Source organism: Paenibacillus sp. sgz302190, assembly GCF_059820445.1.
In genome coordinates this window covers 1-17,719 of sequence record NZ_JBZYAO010000032.1, presented here as the reverse complement: position 1 = coordinate 17,719, position 17,719 = coordinate 1, and the positions used below count along the sequence as shown (strand labels likewise).

Annotated in this window: 15 protein-coding genes; 5 read left to right on the top strand and 10 right to left on the bottom strand. The window is 52.0% G+C overall.

All coding sequences use genetic code 11. The features are described from left to right. Positions 1–2 precede the first annotated feature (2 nt). Complete coding sequence (locus AC6RNO_RS26950) at positions 3–722, top strand: DUF2161 family putative PD-(D/E)XK-type phosphodiesterase (protein WP_497107360.1); 720 nt, start codon at positions 3–5, stop codon at positions 720–722. Positions 723–886: 164 nt separating this feature from the next. On the opposite strand, the gene AC6RNO_RS26945 is transcribed toward AC6RNO_RS26950, so the two are convergent. The 5 genes from AC6RNO_RS26945 to AC6RNO_RS26925 all read right to left on the bottom strand — a co-directional run bounded on the left by AC6RNO_RS26945 (position 887) and on the right by AC6RNO_RS26925 (position 6,458). After that, complete coding sequence (locus AC6RNO_RS26945) at positions 887–1,837, bottom strand: NAD(P)/FAD-dependent oxidoreductase (RefSeq protein ID WP_474683504.1); 951 nt, start codon at positions 1,835–1,837, stop codon at positions 887–889. A 112-nt stretch (positions 1,838–1,949) separates the two neighbouring features. Further along, a complete protein-coding gene (locus tag AC6RNO_RS26940) occupies positions 1,950–3,179 on the bottom strand; it encodes an MFS transporter (RefSeq protein WP_474683503.1) in 1,230 nt (409 codons plus the stop codon). A 108-nt stretch (positions 3,180–3,287) separates the two neighbouring features. Further along, positions 3,288–4,610, bottom strand: coding sequence for an extracellular solute-binding protein (locus tag AC6RNO_RS26935; protein ID WP_497107359.1), 1,323 nt, complete (start codon positions 4,608–4,610; stop codon positions 3,288–3,290). A 144-nt stretch (positions 4,611–4,754) separates the two neighbouring features. After that, a complete protein-coding gene (locus AC6RNO_RS26930; RefSeq protein ID WP_497107358.1) occupies positions 4,755–5,591 on the bottom strand; it encodes an ABC transporter permease subunit in 837 nt (278 codons plus the stop codon). Then, entirely contained in the window at positions 5,592–6,458 is an 867-nt protein-coding gene (locus tag AC6RNO_RS26925; protein WP_474683665.1) for a carbohydrate ABC transporter permease, read from the bottom strand. A 176-nt stretch (positions 6,459–6,634) separates the two neighbouring features. On the opposite strand from AC6RNO_RS26925, the gene AC6RNO_RS26920 reads away from it, so the two are divergent. From AC6RNO_RS26920 to AC6RNO_RS26905, 4 genes are read left to right on the top strand one after another with little or no spacing between them, the layout of a single operon-like run. After that, positions 6,635–8,422 (top strand): histidine kinase, encoded by a 1,788-nt coding sequence (locus AC6RNO_RS26920; protein WP_497107357.1) that lies wholly within the window; start codon positions 6,635–6,637, stop codon positions 8,420–8,422. Further along, positions 8,419–10,041: a response regulator gene (locus AC6RNO_RS26915; RefSeq protein WP_497107356.1), complete on the top strand. Its 1,623-nt coding sequence runs from the start codon at positions 8,419–8,421 to the stop codon at positions 10,039–10,041. The genes AC6RNO_RS26920 and AC6RNO_RS26915 overlap by 4 nt, the downstream gene beginning before the upstream one ends. Positions 10,042–10,087: 46 nt before the next feature. Continuing rightward, positions 10,088–10,519, top strand: a complete 432-nt coding sequence (locus tag AC6RNO_RS26910; protein WP_497107355.1) for a hypothetical protein — start codon at positions 10,088–10,090, stop codon at positions 10,517–10,519. Continuing rightward, positions 10,519–11,586: a phosphodiester glycosidase family protein gene (locus tag AC6RNO_RS26905; protein ID WP_497107354.1), complete on the top strand. Its 1,068-nt coding sequence runs from the start codon at positions 10,519–10,521 to the stop codon at positions 11,584–11,586. Before AC6RNO_RS26910 ends, AC6RNO_RS26905 begins: the two co-directional genes overlap by 1 nt. Before the next feature lie 280 nt (positions 11,587–11,866). Here the strand turns inward: AC6RNO_RS26905 and AC6RNO_RS26900 are convergent, their stop codons facing one another. The 5 genes from AC6RNO_RS26900 to AC6RNO_RS26880 all read right to left on the bottom strand — a co-directional run bounded on the left by AC6RNO_RS26900 (position 11,867) and on the right by AC6RNO_RS26880 (position 17,033). Further along, entirely contained in the window at positions 11,867–12,121 is a 255-nt protein-coding gene (locus tag AC6RNO_RS26900) for an AbrB/MazE/SpoVT family DNA-binding domain-containing protein (RefSeq protein ID WP_474683664.1), read from the bottom strand. A gap of 208 nt (positions 12,122–12,329) precedes the next feature. After that, positions 12,330–13,418: a sialidase family protein gene (locus tag AC6RNO_RS26895; RefSeq protein WP_474683496.1), complete on the bottom strand. Its 1,089-nt coding sequence runs from the start codon at positions 13,416–13,418 to the stop codon at positions 12,330–12,332. Positions 13,419–13,460: 42 nt separating this feature from the next. Continuing rightward, complete coding sequence (locus tag AC6RNO_RS26890; protein WP_474683495.1) at positions 13,461–14,336, bottom strand: carbohydrate ABC transporter permease; 876 nt, start codon at positions 14,334–14,336, stop codon at positions 13,461–13,463. Positions 14,337–14,348: 12 nt separating this feature from the next. Beyond that, on the bottom strand, positions 14,349–15,320 hold the full coding sequence (locus AC6RNO_RS26885) for an ABC transporter permease (protein ID WP_474683494.1): 972 nt from the start codon (positions 15,318–15,320) through the stop codon (positions 14,349–14,351). Between the two features lie 120 nt (positions 15,321–15,440). Next, entirely contained in the window at positions 15,441–17,033 is a 1,593-nt protein-coding gene (locus AC6RNO_RS26880) for a type 2 periplasmic-binding domain-containing protein (protein WP_497107353.1), read from the bottom strand. Between the last annotated feature and the right edge of the window lie 686 nt (positions 17,034–17,719).

Below are 17,719 nucleotides of genomic sequence, written 5' to 3'. Positions count from 1 at the left end.
TTATGCCGATTCAAAGCGAAACGGAGCTGTACGCTCCGATCAAACAATACTTCGAAAAGCTGGGATATACGGTCCGCGGCGAGGTGAAGCATTGCGACCTGGTCGCCATGCGGGGCGAGGAGCCTCCCGTCATCGTCGAGCTTAAAAAGAGCTTCAACATTCCGCTGCTCGTGCAAGGAATCGACCGCTTGAAAATGACCGATCAGGTGTACGTCGCCTTCGAGCTGCCGAACAAAGGGCGCGCTCCGCACCGCTTGCATTGGGACGACGTGCGGCGCTTATGCCGGAGGCTCGGCCTCGGGATCATAACCGTGCAATTTTACAAACGCAAACAACCCGCAGTCGACATCGTCTGCGAGCCCGTTCCTTACACGCCGCGCCACAATAAGCGCGCAGCCGCCCGGGTCGTTCACGAATTTCGCGAACGGAGCGGAGATTACAACGTAGGCGGCAGCACCCAGCGGAAACTGATGACCGCCTACCGCGAAAAATCGTTGCACTGCGCCTATCTGATCCGCCGGCAGGGGCCGTTAAGCCCGCGCCGGCTTCGCGAACTGACCGGCAACAAGGCGGCCGGCGATCTGCTGCAAAAAAACTTTTACCGCTGGTTCGTCCGCCAAAGCCGGGGCATCTACGGCATTACCCCGCTCGGCGAGCAGGCGCTGGATACATATTCGGAAGTAGCGTCCGCCTTCAGCGATCCCGCTTCCGAGGCTCCCTAGGAGTCTCGCCATCTACGCTCTTCTCCCGAGCTTATCAGCTCCGACGGCGCTTTCCGACCAAGCTCCGCTTCCTGCCGTCTGACCGGAAGTAGCGTCCGCCTTCGACGAGCAGGTTTCCGAGACTCCTTAGGAGTCTCGCCTTCAACGCTCCTCTCCCGAGCTTATCAACTCCGAACCGGCTCTTTTCGCCCAAGCTCCGCTTCCTTCCGCTTGATCAGCGCCTTGTGCATCCAAATCGCGGCCTGGGAGCCTTCGCCCATGGCGATCGTAACTTGCTCCGCATGCACGCCGACATCTCCGGCCGCCCAAAGGTTCGGTACGCTGGTCATTTTGCTGCGCGGATCGGTCATGATGTGGCGGTTCTCCAGCCGTTCCGCGCCCAGTTGGCGGGCCAGATCGGATTTCACTTCATTGCCGCCGAAGGCGATGAAGCCCCGTTCCGCCTCGATCGGCCTCCCGTCCGCGAGCCGGACACCGTGAAATTCGCCGTCCCCGCTCGACGACACTTCCTTGATATCCTCCGCGATGCAGGCAATGCCGAGCTGCTCAAGCCGCTTCATAAGCTCTTCCTTGACCGTTTTTTTCCCGTGATTGATATAGACGATCTCCCTTGTCCGGCTGCTTAACGTTATCGCCATACCGGCTCCCGCGTCGCCTGAGCCCAAGACGATCGTCCGCCTGCCGCTGATTTCGTAGCCGTCGCAATCCGGACATACGTAGACGGTAAGGCCAAGACAGCTTGTCAAGCCGGGCAGATCGGGAAAGCTGTCCAGCAATCCTGTCGCGAGCAGCAGTGTGACGGCCTCATAGCTTTTGCCCGTTTGGTCCCACAGCTCGAATCCCGCACCGTCTTCGCCCTTTCGGACCGCCTGGACCGCTTCGCCCCGGACGAAAACGACGCCGAGCCGCTCCGCCTGCAGCCTGCCGAGCCGTCTCAGCTCGCTGCCGGATATGCCGTCCGGCCAGCCGAGCACGTTGTGATAGCTGCGGCATAACGTAGAACGGCCATAGCCGGCGTCGATCACGAGCACCCGATGCTCGTATCTTCCCAGCTGTATGGCCGCTTGCAGACCGGCGATGCCGCCGCCGACGATTATGCTGTCATAGTGATCCATTAGCCTATGCGCCCTCTTTTCCCGCATTCTTCTGCAATCTGGTTGTATTTACACTTCCTGTATGTAGGATACCCGCACTCGGACGATTCAATGCCGTACCCGGACGATGCCGCTAATGATCTTTAATTAATTTCACAATGCCGAACTGGGTAAGCGATGCGGCGGTCAAAATCCAGGGAATCGACCCTCCGTCCAGCCCGCCCCCGAAAGCGATCAGGCACAAAATTGAAATGACCCGGCCGATGTTCAAAAAGAGCTCTCTGGTGACAACGCTCTCTACGCGCAGCTCGCCTTTGAGCGGCAGCTTGGCGATCAGCCCGTAGTAATAGCCTGTCATCGTGTTTCCTTGCAAAGGTGAAAATATGGAATATAAAATCATAAAGCAGATGACCGAAGCCAGATTCATGCTGCCGATCAAAAGCAGCGAGCCGATGACATAACCTGCCGTCGATATGGTCAAATACAGGCGTGCTTTGCACGCCTGCGCATATTTGGAAATGAAAATGCCCGTCACGATGCTCAAGCTGGAAAACAGCACCCCCAGGTATCCGACCAAATCTTCCCGCGGCAGCACTTTAAACAGCAGTATGTTCGGAAGAAACAGCATCGTCCCCTGCAGCAGGCCCATGCCGAAAAATCCGAACAAAGAATACCGCCACCTGCGGTCTTTTTTCATCAGCAGCCCGGCGAATTTCAAATAATAAGCTTTGTGATGACCGCCCGTCGCCTTGATTTTCAAGCTGATCAGCGTAGCAATCAGGAACATGACGAACGCGATGGAAAAAACGATCGTATAGCCGCGCAGCCCTTCCTCCTGACGGATGATGAAGCCTGCCAGCGCAGGGCCGGCGAGCGTCGCCGCCGTAAAAAATATCATATTGAACGCCAAATACCGGATCCGGTTCTGTTCCGTCGATACGTCATACATCAGCGTCAAATAACCGACCCAATAAAAAGCCGCCGCCAAACCGTTGAAAACGGCAAAAAGCATGTAGTAATCGACCAGCTTCCCCTGCGCAAGGATGACGCACAAATAAAACGCGGCGATCAACGTGATTCCCAGTCTGTACGATACCATTCTGTCTTTTTTCTTGATCATCCAGCCGCCAAGCGCGAAGCCGATCGGAGTCAGCAAATAAACGATGATGTTGTACGTGCCGTTGACAGCCAAACTTTGCGTGAGCCGCCACAAATACAAGTTCAGGAATACTCCCGACATCGAAGCGCCGAATTGAAAGGTCGAATGAATGGTGAGCGAAATGATGGCTTCCCGCGATAGACGTTTTTCCAGTGGAAGCGGATTCTTTTTGGCCAGAAGTCTTGTCTGAATTTGACCTAACATATGCGGCAACCCTCCAATCTTTCTCATTGTATCAGGGTACCTGGGCCCTGTTAAACGGCAAAAAGCCCCAGCAAAGACGCTGAGGCTTCATTAAAGCTCGTTATCGACTTACTTCTTGAGGCTATCCCACGTTTTCTGGAATTCATCCAGCATTTGATCCTTCGTATACTTTTTCGCGACATAGCCTTGCATCGCATCGCCGAATTTTTTGCTCGACGCTTCGCCACCTGGGAATTTGAACCAGTTCCAGCTGAGCGTTTTGTTCGCTTTGCTGTAAGTGATAATATCGGCGGCCAACGGCCCGAGCACTTTCTCGTCGGCATTGATCGATTTGAAGGCAGGGATAAACTTGAATTCGTCGGTAATATATTTTTTGCCTGTATCCGAGGTCACGAGCCAGTTCAGGAATTTTTTCGCCTCTTCTTTTACAGGCGAGTTTTTGTTGATAACCCAGTTGTTCGGCACGCCGACAAACAGTTTATCGCTGGCTGTCGCGTCATCGCTGATCGGCATCGGCAGGAATCCGATTTTAATGTCAGGATTCGTTTTGGAAATTTGCACTTGCGTCCAGTTGCCCTGCTGCGTCATAGCCGCTTTGCCGGTTGCGAAGTCAGTCACCTGCGTGTTGTAATCCGTTTGCAGCGGGTTTTTGTTGCCGTATTTCAACTGAAGGTCGAACAGCTTCGTCCAATTATTGAACACTTCGTTGCCCGGAATTTTCGCCGTTCCTTTGTTCAATCCGTCGATGAACGCATTCGGGTCCGGCTGATAAGCGAACGGAAGGTTCACGAAATGGTTGCCCAGTACCCACCACTCCGCATAGCCGTTTTCGAAAGGTGTGATGCCTTTAGCCTGAAGCTTTTTCGCGGCATCTTCCAATTGCGTTAGCGTTTTGGGCAGTTCGGTGATGCCTGCTTGGGAGAACAGGTCTTTGTTGTAAATGAATCCGTAGCCTTCCAGATTGAGCGGCTGGCCGTACAGCTTGCCGTTTTTGGTCATCGGCTCTTTGGCTACGTCGACCAGATCTTTAACCCACGGCTGATCGGAGAGATCTTCCAGATTGTCGATATATTTGTCCAGGTCGGAGAAGCCGCCGTTGTTGAAAATGTCCGGTTTGTCGCCGGAGTTGAATTTCGCCAGCAATGCCGCGCCGTAGTCGGCACCGCCGCCTACCGTATCCACCTGGATTTTCACATTCGGATTTTGCTTCTGATATTCTTGTACGAGCTTCGCCAGTTGGTCTGCGATCTCTACTTTAAATTGGAACATTTTAATGGTGACTTCTTTGCCGCCGGCCGCCGGCGCTGTTGTTGCCGCCGTTCCTGCCGTCGAAGACGGAGCCGGCGCTGTCTCATCTTTTTTTGCGCATCCGGCCGCTGCCACAGATAGAGTGAGCACCGCCGCCATGCTGAGCATCGTCAATTTTTTCATTTGAGTGAGCCTCCCTTTTTATGGTTCGTTTCGCCTTACACGGTTTATTGTAAGCTGCTGCGTAACTCCGCAACACGGACAATATTGAACATTAAGGTGGAAGATATTAAACAAAACAGCTATTTATTAGATACAATGCTTGTTCTATCCTTTGACCGATCCTGCCGTAATGCCCTCGACAATATGCCGCTGCAGCGACAGGAAGAAGATGACGATAGGAAGCACGCTGAGCGTCAGACCTGCAAGGGCCAAATCCCACTGCTTCGTATACTGGCCGAAGAAAGAGAACGTAGCGAGCGGAATCGTGCGCAGTTCCGGACTGCCCAGGACGAGCGACGGCAGCAAATAATCGTTCCATATCCACAAGCTGTTCAAAATAATAATGGTGATCGACATCGGCTTCAGAAGAGGAAACACGATTCTCCAAAACACGCCGTAAGCCGAGCTTCCGTCGACTGTCGCCGATTCTTCGATCTCCAGCGGGATCGATTTGATGAAGCCGTGGTACAGGAACACGTTCAGGGAAACGCCGAATCCGTAGTAACACGCGACGAGCCCCAATTTGCTGTCCATCAGTCCTACCTGGCTGGCCACGCGCACCAGCGGAATCATAATGGATTGGAACGGAATGACCATGGCCGCCACGAAAGCCAGAAACACCAGATTGTTGAACTTGCTCGGCCTTCTTACCATCCGGTAAGCGGCCAACGAGCTGATCACGACGAGACCGATATTGCTTAGAGCAGTAATGAACAACGAGTTGAAGAACGCTTTCGGGAACTTCATGATCGACCATACTTTAACGAAATTGTCGAAGTTCAGGCTCTTCGGAAGCTTGGCCGTATTCGCCGCCAACTCGGGGAATGTTTTCATCGAATTGACGATGACGAAGTAAAAAGGCACCAGAAACAGCAGCGCGACCAGAATGCCGAGCACTTCAAGCGACAGCAGGCGCGCGGAATATTTTTTGGCTGCATCCATTTACACTTCGACCTCCTTCCGTTTGGTATACATCACCTGGATAGTCGATATGATCGCAACCACGATGAAAAATATGAACGCTTTGGCCGTGCCCAGACCGTACCGGTTGTTGCGGAACGCTTCCTGATAAATGTTGATCGAGACCGATTCCGTCGAATTGAAAGGACCGCCCTTCGTCAGCGAGAAGTTCAGGTCGAAAATTTTGAAGGACCACGAAATCGTCAGGAACAGGCAGACGGTTACAGCCGGCATAATGAGCGGAACGATGATGCTGCGCAGCACCTGCATGCGCGACGCGCCGTCGATGTAAGCCGCTTCCAGCATATCTTTGGGCACGTTCGACAGAGCTGCGATGTAGATGATCATCAAATATCCGGCCCCCTGCCATACGCTGACGATGACGATTCCCCAGAAAGCCGTCGGCGCGTCGCCGAGCCATGGCAGTTCAAAAAATCCGATGTGCGTCAGGTCGCCGAGCGTAGCGAAGCCTTTGACAAAAATGAACTGCCAAATAAATCCGAGCAGCAGCCCGCCGATGACGTTGGGCATAAAAAATACCGTGCGGAGCACATTTCTCGTTTTGAGCGCCTGAGTGAGCAGCAGCGCCAGCAGAAACCCGACCGCATTGGTCAAAATGACGTTGGTTACGGTCAATCTGGTCGTGAACCAAAACGCATTGCGGTAATCGTCGTCATGCAGCAAAATTTGCTTAAAGTTGTCCAAGCCGTTGAATTTGACGTCCGTAGTAACGCCGTTCCATTCCGTGAACGAATAATAAATGCTCATGAGAAAAGGGATAACGACAATGACGAGGAAAAAGAGCAGTGCCGGGCCGACGAATACCCATTGCTGGAGAAGCCCTGCCATTCCTTTGTTGTTTTTCACGGGATTTGCCCCCTTGCGATGAAATAACTATATACCAAGTATAGATTCGTTGCGGGGAGCCCAACACCGACTATGGTGACGCTTTAGGTGGAATTTGTTGACCTCACCTGCTACAATTGTAGGGGAAAAACACCTACAGCGAACCGAGTTGATGCCTTTTGATCAAAAACAGCATCCGCAACAAGCTGATTCTTTTTTTGCTGGCGGCTCTGCTTATCCCCTTTGCCACGTCTTTGATCGTTTCCTATTGGTTTACGAATCAGAAGGTGACCGAGGATACCATCAAGAACAATTCCGCCCTGCTCGCGCAAGGCAAGGCCAATTTGCTGAATTACCTGAACAGCGTTATGCAAACGTCGCTGACGATCTATACGAATGAGAAATGGTACAATATTTTGCTCTACAATCAAGAAATCGACTACCAGAGCGACAAGGAAGTCACGCTCAGCCTGCTTGACATGTACCATTCCATCAAAGAAATCAAACAAATCTATATGTATGCCGGTTCCAGCAACCGGTCCTACCTGATCGTCAATGAGATCCGCCGCAGCGCAGAGGGCAAATATCCGGAGTTGAAGCCATTTCCGGAGCACAAAGTCATCTACTTCGAGACCACTCATATGAGCGGCAATTATGACATTCCGCTTACCAGTTATACTGCTCCCGAACCTGTCCTGTCTATGCATCGCAAAATTATTTACTCGCCCGCAAACGATACGCTCGGCGAACTGGTCATCGATCTCAATCTGGATCTGATCGCTTCCATCTGCCGCAATTTATATGAAGAGGGCAAAGAGGAACTGTACATTTTGGATAACGAGGGCAAGATCGTATTCGGTCCGGACCCGGCCAAATGGGGGCAGCCTTTGCAGGAAGCCTGGGTGAGCGAAGCCGTACATAGCGAGCAGGAGCAGGGAACGATCGAGTGGAAAAAAGGCAGTCTCGCAGGCATCAATCTGTATGAAAAGATGAAAACCGATTCCGTGGACTGGATCATCGTGAAACGCCTGCCTTACGGCAAGCTGTACGAGAACGCCCGCCAGTTGACGCTGATCAATTTGTTCATCCTTACGCTCTCGCTTATTATAGCTATTATCGGCACGATCTATATCTCGATCCGCTTCACAGCTCCTATCAAAAAGCTGATCCGCTACATCACGCGCATTCAAACGGGCCAGATGCACGCGGATATCGAGCTTGAACGAACCGATGAGCTGGGCATTCTGGCCAACCGCTTCCATACGCTGATTCAGGATTTGAATCAGATGGTGCTGAGGGAATACAGGCTGGAGCTTGCCAACAAATCCAATCAGCTGATGGCGCTGCAGGCGCAGATTAACCCGCATTTTTTGAACAATGCCCTGCAATCGATCGGCACTTTGGCCCTCCAGCATGAGGCGCCCAGAATTTACGCGCTCATCTCGTCTCTGGCGAAAATGATGCATTACAGCATGAACACAAGCGAATCCGTCGTGCCGCTGCGCAAGGAGCTGGATCATGTCAAATCGTACCTGGAGCTGCAAAAACAGCGCTTCGAGCAGCAATTAGACATTTCTTTCAGCATCGAAGAGAGCACCTATGCGATACCGGTGCCCAAAATGATTTTGCAGCCGCTGGTGGAAAATTATTTCAAGCACGGCTTCAAGCCGAGCCTTGGACCGGGGCTGCTACGCATTCAAACGACGAAAATTGTAGAAGATCATCGCAATGTGCTGCAAATTCAGGTCGAAGACAACGGACAAGGCATGACGGAAGGACGTTTGCAGGAAGTCAGGCAAACGCTCCGCAAAGTGTCTGCCGACGATGACGGCATCGGCCTGAGCAACGTGCTGCTGCGCATACGGCTTTATTTTTCCGATGAGGCCGACTTGCAAATCAGCGCCAACGAGCCGCAGGGATTGCGAATCGTCATTACCATACCATTACAAAAGGATGCAACGGAATGAAAGCACTCATCGTCGACGACGAAAAACATGTCCGGGATGCGATTCGCCTGCTCGTAGATTGGCGGCAGCACGGGATCGACACGGTTCTCGAAGCTGCGGATGGCGATGCGGCCATGAGCTGCATCCGGTCGGAGAAGCCGGAAATCATTATGACGGACATGCTGATGCCGAATAAAAACGGCGCGCAGCTGCTCGAATGGCTGTACGCTCACGCCCCGGAGAGCAAAACGATCGTGATCAGCGGCCATGACGATTTCGCTTTGCTGAGACATACGGTGAAATACGGCGGAACCGACTATATCCTCAAGCCGATCGACGCCGAGCAGCTTAACGAGGCGCTGGAGAAGGCCATCCATGCCTGGCGCAAGGAAGAAGAGCTTCGCCAGACGGAGCTGAACCGCAACATCGAAATGAATCAGCTGAAGCCGGTCTATTGGGACAAGCTGCTTTCAGGCCTGCTTGCCGAGCCTTCTTCCTACGACAGCTGCGCGGAACAGCTGGAAAAAGAGCTTGGACTTGCGCCAGGCACGGCAAGCTGCAGAGCGGCCGTCCTGAGCCTGGATACGATGGAGCGCACGCTCAAGGACAAATTCGCCCAGAACCTGGATTTATTGTTTTTTTCTCTCATTAATATTTGCAATGAATTTTTGCGCGTCAGGCAGCGCGGCTTTGCCTTCCGTTACTGGAACAACGGCAACGAAATCGTGCTGTTGCTATGGAAAGAGCTTGGCGAGGCGGAGACGCTGCTCGCGCAAATTAACGACGGGATGCGCTCGGCGCTGCGCAGCCGCGTTGATTTGGGCCTGGGCAGCGTCATGCCGTTCCCGGCCGGTCTCTCCGCTTCGTATCAGGAAGCGCGGGATGCGCTCAGACAGCGCAATCTGCTGTCCAAGGAAACCTGGATACATAGCGCCGGCAAGCCGCTTAAGCCGGCCGGCCGGATGCCGCAGTTCAGCGATTTCGAGGAGCGCATCCATCTTGCCGTCCAAAGCAGCAGCGCCGAACAAATTCAAACGGCCGTAAAGCTGTGGATGGATGCCATCAAGCAGCTGGATACCGTGACGCCCGATCACCTCGACCGCTGGTGGCGGGAATACTGCGTGCTGAAGCGCCGCTGGGTGCAGGAAATGAACCCCGGCCTCAGCGAGGACGAATACAAGGAAATCGTCGCGGACGATCCCGCTGGCATCATTATTCCGCTGGATGAGCGCGGCATTTTGTCCTTGTCCGTATGGCAGCAGGAGCTCACGCGCAATATGGTGCAGCTTTCCAAGGTCATGATGGCGCACCGGCAGCAGGATAAAAACGTCATTTTCGAAATTTCCAAATATTTGGAAAATCATTATCATGAGGATATCACTTTGCAGGATATTGCGGGCCGCTTCTTTCTCAGCCGGGAGTACATTTCCCGCAAATTCAAGCAGGAGTTTTCCGTCAATCTGTCCGACTACCTGGGGCAAATCCGCATGGACAAAGCGAAGCTGCTGCTGCTGAATCCGCACCTGCGCATCTCGCAAATCGCCGAAATGGTCGGATACCAGGACGAGAAATATTTCAGCAAAGTGTTCAAAAAACAAGAGGGAGTCTCCCCGAACGAATACCGCAAAAAACAGGTCTAAGACTTAAACGGCGTTATGCTATACTACTATGACAGAGGTGATTTTCATGAACATGCCTATCGAGACGACTGCCGCGAACGCAATTTCGAGACCATCGAAGGCATCCAAGGCAAAGAGAAAAACGTACATCTACCTGTTTCTGGGCTGGGCTCTCCTGATCGCGATCGGAGTGACGGCAACCGTGCTGTACACCGAGCATTTGAGACAGCAAATCGCAGCGGACATTGCCGGCCAGACCCAACAGCAATTGCAGGCGATTCAAGCGGATTACCAAAAGCAGGTCAGCGATTTGAAGCAAAGCGTGACCACGGACATGTCCGCCCTGCAGAAGAAAGTGGACTCGCTCAACGAACTGCTCGCTTTTACGAAAGATAGCGCAAACAGCAAAACAGACAACAGCAACCAGCTGTACACCCAGCTAGCCGATGTGAAGAAAAAGCTGGACGAGCTGGAGAAAAGTCTGGATGTGTTGAAATAATGAATTCGATTCAACAAATCAACCGTCTTTTTTTGCTCGCTTTGGCCCCCTTTCTCGGCATGCTGGTTTGGCTGCTCTTCGTGAACACGCATGTGCAGATGCCGGGACTTGCCGCCCCAGCCGCGTCCGGCTTTTCGATCCGCAGCGAGGCGCAGGTCATGAACGGCAAGCTGGATCAGGCGAACGGCGATGCCGCGGCAACCAAATCGACGATCGAGAAATATTTTGAACTGTACGAAAAGAGCAACGCAGAAGTGGCCGGCATGCTCACAAGCGCCATCGCCCAAGCCGCGAAGCCCGGCCTGATCTACGACAACCGGATTACCGCGAAGCTGGGCAGCCCGATCCGGCAAGCGTCTTCCGGCAATATCGACTTGAAGCTGTTCGCGCTGAGCGACAGCAATTATTCCGGGTATGCCCTGAAAGTGAACCTCAAGAGCGATAAAGCGGTCAAACTCGTGCTGGGCAACGACAAGATGGGCAGCAGCGAAACGACGCTGGATGCCGCCAAACGGTACGGCGCGATTGCTGGCGTGAACGCCGGCGGTTTTGCCGACGACAGCAAAGGCAGACGCTTTCCGCTGGATACGACGATCATCGGTGGCAAATATGTAAACGGATTTTTTCCGAGCAACAACGATTCGATCTTTATCGGACTGAACAAAGACCGCAAGCTGATCGGCGGCAAATTCAGCAGCCAGTCGGAGCTGGACAAGCTGAACCCGCTGATGGGCTCGACCTTTGTTCCGACGCTGCTGAAGAACGGCGGCAAGACGTCGATTCCCGCCGTATGGCAGAGCTCGCCGGCCAGAGCCGCGCGGACCGTCGTCGGCAGCTACAAGCACGACCAGCTCTTGTTCGTCGTCACCGACGGGCAGGATGAAAGCGGCAATTCCGGAGCGACGCTGGCGGAGCTGCAGGACAAGCTGCAGCAGCTCGGCATCGTCGACGCCTACAATCTGGATGGGGGCGGGTCCTCCACCCTCATCTTCAACGGCAGCGTCATTAACCGCCCGTCGGACGGAAAGCTGAGGCCGCTCGCCACGCACTTCCTGTTTTTCAAATGAGAAAATTTCACATTAATTTGTTTCTTTTTTTTCGCAGGTTGGGTATAATAGATTTTAATTGTGGCTGTAAGCGTTCAATTTTATAGGAGGTGCACAATATGTTTGGATTATCATCTACCTTTTGGCTGGTCATTACGACGTTCGTGCTGTTTATTGTCGCCATGATGACGGCTGCTTATAACGAGGATAAAACCAGAGGCCTGTAAGCCATGCGCCTCTTAAACGCAAAAAAAGCATCCGTTCTCCGTTGAGAGCGATGCTTTTTCTTTGCGTCGACAGCTTATACTTGGGTTTTCAGCATGTTCATTTCGCCCAGACATACGCTGCAAATATGGCGCTCTCTGAACTCGCTGACAGCCTCCATATTTCCGCAGAACACGCATTTGGGGCGGTATCTTTCCAAAATGATATGGTCGCCCTGAACCAAAATTTCTACAGGATCCCCTTCATTCATTTGATACCGTTTTCTAAGCGACTTCGGCAGTACAATCCGCCCTAATTGATCGACTTTTCGCACGACCCCTGCTGGTTTCATCATAGGACCTCACCTCTCTTTTTCTTGATTTCCATGTCCCTGGCACTACTTCAATATATGTAGGTGCACTGAGTACGTACCTATTTCGCCGCCTTTTATGAAATTCCTTCTAGTTCTGGCTGAATTTTTTTATTTTTCTATTGATCATAAAAAGAGAACCCGGGATGATGACAACCATCGTCCCGGGCTTCTCTTTGAGCGCGTTCATTTATTGCCGCAAATTCAGGATCGTGCCTCCGATATACCGAACTCCGCCCCGCTGCTGGACGATGTCGTGACGGTCGTTAAAATAATAGGAGGCGAGCATTTGGCCCGGGGTTATTTCTACGGCCCGCGGATAGCCGAGATCGTTGCTTCCTCCATCGTCGCGCAAAATCAGCTCGGGCCCCCACGTCAGCCCGTTGTCCTCGCTGACGCGCGCCCGGATGCCGAACGGCGGCCGTCTGTACCCGTACACGGCAAACAGGCGGCCGTCTTCCATCCGCGTCAAATGCACCGTATCCCCGTGATCGTTGATCCGCGAGACTAAGCGCCAGGTCAGCCCGCCGTCTTCCGAGGCGTAAAGCTCATCCCACGCCGCAACCATGGACGGCTTGCATCTGACCGCCACGACAATCGTGCCGTCCTGCAGCATAACCGGTGACGGGCAGATGACCCGGTATTCGTTGCTGTGCGGCATCAACGAAACGAGCGCCCAGTTGCAGCCTTGGTCGAAAGAGGCGAACACGACCGGACGGTCATGAACGTTATTGTGCGGTCTTGCCGTCAAGAACAGCAGCACGACTCCGTCCGGACGTACGATGTACGACGGTCTTCCCTGATAGCGCGGAATTCCGCAATCGGGAAGCATCACCGGCTCTCCCCACGTCTCTCCGCCGTCGCTCGACATTTTCACCCATGCCTGCGCATGGCCGACCGCCGAGTTTGGCGTGCACCAGCATTCCAGAAGCGTATTCGGATCGGCAAAATCCCAGCCTTCCGTGCAGATGTGCGGCCTGCCGTAATGAAGTTCGTCGTTCAGTTTGTTGTTGTCGGCGATCTCGATCGGCCCGCTCCACGTTCGCCCGCCGTCTCTTGTCCGCACCCCGATAATTTTACCGAACGTCTCGACCCGGTCATGGTTCAAATTCCCCGGGATCGAATAATCGCAGGCAATGTTCATAAAAGCGACCAGAATGTTGTCCTTGGCGATTCTCCACATGCCGCCGTTAAACGGCCAGGAGCAAAATTCGCCGGAATTTCGATAAATGACGGTATGCTCCATTTGTTCAGGCGTTACAGGTTTGGCGTATTTCACGTTCATGCCCCCAATCGTCAATGTCCAAAAGCAGCAGGCGGATCACCCCTTGACGGAACCCAGCAGCATGCCTTTGGTGAAATATTTTTGCGTGAACGGATAAACAAACAAAATCGGCAAAACCGCCAAAAAGATCGCCGCGGCTTGAAGATTTTGCGGCAGCAGCTGATAGCCATTGACAGTAATGTTCTCAAGCGTCGTTCCCGATTTACTGGAATTGATGATCATGTTGTATAAAATCACGGTAATCGGCTGCAAGTTCCTGTCCTGCAAATAAATGACCGGAATCAAAAATTGATTCCAAATGAGCACCGCGTTGAAAACCGTAATCGTAGCGATGATCGGCTTGCACAGCGGGAAGAACACTTTCCACATCATTTTCCAGTCGTTCGCCCCGTCAATAAAAGCGGCCTCTTCCAGCTCGTACGGCAAAGCGTCCAAAAACGATTTCGTAATGATAAGCAAAAACGTGTTGACAGCCATTGGCAGTATCATGACAAGCCGGGAGTTCACCAGATCGAGCGCGTTATATATGATATAGTTCGGAATGATTCCCGCTTCGAAAACCCAGGTGAAAATGAAAACCGTCATGATGACGTAGCGTCCTTTCAGCCTTTTCCGGGACAAAGGGTACGCTGTCATGAACGTTACGGCAACTGCGACGATTCCGCCGACGACCGTATAGAACAGGGAATTGATCAACCCTGAAGTCACGCCGATTCTGGAATTTGTCAAAATATATTTATAGGTCTCGAAATTAAAGCCCTTGGGGAGCACATACACCTGCCCGGAAGCGGCATAGGCACCGTCGCTCAGCGAAGTCGCCAAAATATTGAGAAACGGGTATACGCACGCCAGGGCGATGATGATCAAAATCGTATTGTTGACCAAGTCGAAGGCTTGTATTTTTGTGCGCATCACTATCGCCTCCTAGAACAATCTGGATTCAGAGAATTTTTTCGAACCCTTGTTGGCGGCGATGACCAGTATGAAAGCGACAACCGACTGCGCCAAGCCGACAGCGGCCCCGAAGCTGTAATCGGGGAAACCCGTATTCGCGAATGCGCGGCGGTACACATAGCTTTGGATCACATCCGCCGTATCGTAAACGCTCGGGTTGTACATGAGCAAAATTTTGTCCAGGTCGACGGTTAATATTTGGCCGATGTTCACAATAAACATGACCGCAATCGTGCTGGAAATCGAGGGCAGCGTCACTTTCATTATTTTTTGCCAGCGGTTCGCCCCGTCGATTTCGGCTGATTCGTACAAGCTCGGATCGATGCTCGTCATCGCCGCCAAATAAATAATCGAGCTGTAGCCGAACAGCTGCCAGACGTTCAAGCCCACATACAAGGAGCGAAACCAGCCGGGATCAGCCATGAAAAAAATAGGCTCGATTCCCATCGCCCCGAACGCCTGGTTGACCAAACCGCCCTGCGGAGAGAGCAGTTTGTACAAAATGCTCACCATGACGGCGGAAGAAATAAAGTACGGGAAAAAGCTGAACGTCTGAACAAACCGCTTCACAAACGAAATGCGGACTTCATTCAAAAACAGCGCAAAGACGATCGGAATCGGAAATACGAACAGCAGGTTGTAAAAAGCGAGCAAAAGCGTGTTCGCCACAAGTTTCCAGAAATAAGGATCGTGCGTAAACGTGACAAAATGCTTCAAGCCGACCCATTGGCTGCCAAACACGCCCTGAAACACGTTATAATCCTCAAACGCGATCACGAGTCCGAACAAAGGCAGCAGCTTGAATATGATCATATGGACAAGGCCCGGCAAAAGAATGAGATACAGCAATCTCGCATCCCATATCGGCTTTAGCCAACTGCTGCGGGTCCGAGCTGCGGTTCTTACATTCCCGACGGTTTTCTTTTCGGTTAGTACATTCATATGGAATCACCTTTTTTCGATGGGTTGAAAGCCCGTTCCCGTTCCCGTTCCTGTTCCGACATGCGTTTGAGCGTTCACTCCATCCCTTGCGTGAACGGATGGAGTGAACGCTGCCGCAAGCTATTTTTTCATGGCGTCGAATCCGGCTTGATCGATTTGAACGATTTTGCCGTAACCCAATTGATCCATCTCTTTCAGGAACGCATCCCACTGGGACATATCCCGCTTACCGGTAATGAACTTGACGAGATTGGCGTTCAGCTCCGGCTTCACGGCGGCCAGCAAGCTTGTTCTTTCCTTTAACTGGTCGGCCGAATATTTGATAATCGGCAAATCGAGAGCAGTAAACTTATCAAAATAAGTCGTTGCAAAAGATTTCGTCAGCGGGTCCATCCATTGATAATAAGCGGCGTTGTTGACCGGCGCCGGGAACGTCAGTCTGTCCTGCAGGAAATTCCAGACAGGCGTGCCGAGCGGCTGGTTGCCTTCTTTGGCAAACTCGACGGTAAATTCTTTTTTGCCGCCGTTTTCTTTGTAGGATTGGCCTTCCACGCCATAGTCCATCAGCGTTCTCCCTTGATCGGAGAACACATAATCCATAAACTTGACGATAGCCTCCGCTTTATCTTTCGATTTGGAATTGATGACAAACACGCGGTCCGTTTTGTATTTTTGTGCCGCAGGCGGAACCTTGCTTTGCTGTCCGCTTATCGTCATGAACGGATCCATGACCTTGATGGAGTAGTTCGGGTCATTTTTCGGCCCGCCATTGTTCATAAACCACGACGGACGCGTAAAGAAGTCGTTGCCGATCGCTCCTTTGCCTGTGAGCATTTTCGTCTGCCACGTTTCTTCGGTTGCGGTGCCGGCCACCCACTCCGGATCGATGAGCTTATCCGCATACAGCTGTTTGTACCATTCGATTTGCTTTTTGAACCCGGCGCTGTTCAGATCGAAGCCTAGACCGTTCTCATAAATCCCGTGTACCTTGCCGCTGGAATCCACTTTATCGTTAGCGTCGAACACTTCGGCAAATTTGAGATAACCGTCGCGTCCGGTGAACGGATAAAAGTTAGGATCACTGCTGTACGTATCTTTCAGCTTTTTCAAATCGTCCGTAAACTCTTGTATCGTTTTGGGGTTGCTTGCAATACCGGCCTTTTTAAACATGTCCTCGCGATAAAAAGTAACGCCGGTAATAGTCGGGTATTCCTGCGGCAAACCGAAGATGTTACCGTCCTTGTTGGTCACCAGATTTTTGTAGTCGGGATTTTTGTCCAAAAAGCTTTTTATATTCGGCGCGAATTTGTCGATGAGAGGCTTCAAATCCACAAACACGCCCTGCTTGCCGTAAACCTCGGATTGGGCCAGCGATACGATGCCGGCATCGGGGAATTGACCCGATCCGATTTTCAAATCCAGATTTTTTTGATAAACATCGTCGTCTTCCCCGCCGTTAACCAAATTGACCTGAGTGCCGGTTGCTTTTTGCAGTTCCGGAAACCATTTCAAATCCTTCAGCCAGTTCACGTACTTGCCCGCCATCATATAAGAGAATGAAGCGCTTCCATTTGATCCCACAGCAGTGCTGCCGGTTGGAGCCGCGCTTGCCCCGGCGCTGCCTCCGCCATCTTTGCCGCACGCGCTCAATAAAACTAACGTCGCTGTCAAAGTCACAGCCGGTATTACTTTCATAGCCCGCTTCATGTTCATTAAAAGCTTCCCCTTTCGATTTGTTTTACCAAGGCAAACGCTTTCAAGAAATCGGAGAGTTTTCAGTGACATATTGCATTTAGCAACATTAACCTCCTAAATTTTCTATTTTCATGAAATATAACGCTTACAAGAATAATTTATATCATTTTACAACAATAAATCAACCTTTTTTTGAAATAAAATATTATTAACGGACAAAATTGATGCAAAAAAGATTAGAACAGGAAGCCCACCTGTACCGCCCCCGCCCGATTGAGTTCAACATAACACAACTGCCGAACAGGAAAATAGAATCAAAATTTTCCTATCGTCTCATGCCTTGCCCCGCTTCCGCCCCTCATCCGCCGGCGCTTCCCCGGTCTAGCATCGCGCAGAAAACCTGCACTAACGCATTACTGATCAGCACCGCACGCAAAAACCTGCAAAAGTACATCTTTTTACGCCCTGATTCGCTCGATGCGGAATATTCCTGCAAATGTGCAGGCTTTTCCGCCCAAACTCTCGTTCAGACCCGTTTTCGGCAAAAATTCCTGCACTTTTGCAGTCTTTTCCCCTAATCGAGCCACTACAGCCGAAAATTCCTGGTCGAGTAGGCGGGGCCTTTCCTTCTCGGATTGTGCCCCATACCCCTCTCAGATCCGTACGTGCGCAATTCACGCATACGGCTCCTCACTTCGATCATT

Coding starts and splice junctions, on each gene's coding strand:
- AC6RNO_RS26910 (WP_497107355.1), top strand. CDS start 10,088: ATGAACATGCCTATCGAGACGACTGCCGCGAACGCAATTTCGAGACCA.
- AC6RNO_RS26925 (WP_474683665.1), bottom strand. CDS start 6,458: ATGGCAGGGCTTCTCCAGCAATGGGTATTCGTCGGCCCGGCACTGCTC.
- AC6RNO_RS26950 (WP_497107360.1), top strand. CDS start 3: ATGCCGATTCAAAGCGAAACGGAGCTGTACGCTCCGATCAAACAATAC.
- AC6RNO_RS26930 (WP_497107358.1), bottom strand. CDS start 5,591: ATGGATGCAGCCAAAAAATATTCCGCGCGCCTGCTGTCGCTTGAAGTG.
- AC6RNO_RS26880 (WP_497107353.1), bottom strand. CDS start 17,033: ATGAACATGAAGCGGGCTATGAAAGTAATACCGGCTGTGACTTTGACA.
- AC6RNO_RS26915 (WP_497107356.1), top strand. CDS start 8,419: ATGAAAGCACTCATCGTCGACGACGAAAAACATGTCCGGGATGCGATT.
- AC6RNO_RS26945 (WP_474683504.1), bottom strand. CDS start 1,837: ATGGATCACTATGACAGCATAATCGTCGGCGGCGGCATCGCCGGTCTG.
- AC6RNO_RS26905 (WP_497107354.1), top strand. CDS start 10,519: ATGAATTCGATTCAACAAATCAACCGTCTTTTTTTGCTCGCTTTGGCC.
- AC6RNO_RS26900 (WP_474683664.1), bottom strand. CDS start 12,121: ATGAAACCAGCAGGGGTCGTGCGAAAAGTCGATCAATTAGGGCGGATT.
- AC6RNO_RS26940 (WP_474683503.1), bottom strand. CDS start 3,179: ATGTTAGGTCAAATTCAGACAAGACTTCTGGCCAAAAAGAATCCGCTT.
- AC6RNO_RS26890 (WP_474683495.1), bottom strand. CDS start 14,336: ATGCGCACAAAAATACAAGCCTTCGACTTGGTCAACAATACGATTTTG.
- AC6RNO_RS26935 (WP_497107359.1), bottom strand. CDS start 4,610: ATGAAAAAATTGACGATGCTCAGCATGGCGGCGGTGCTCACTCTATCT.
- AC6RNO_RS26885 (WP_474683494.1), bottom strand. CDS start 15,320: ATGAATGTACTAACCGAAAAGAAAACCGTCGGGAATGTAAGAACCGCA.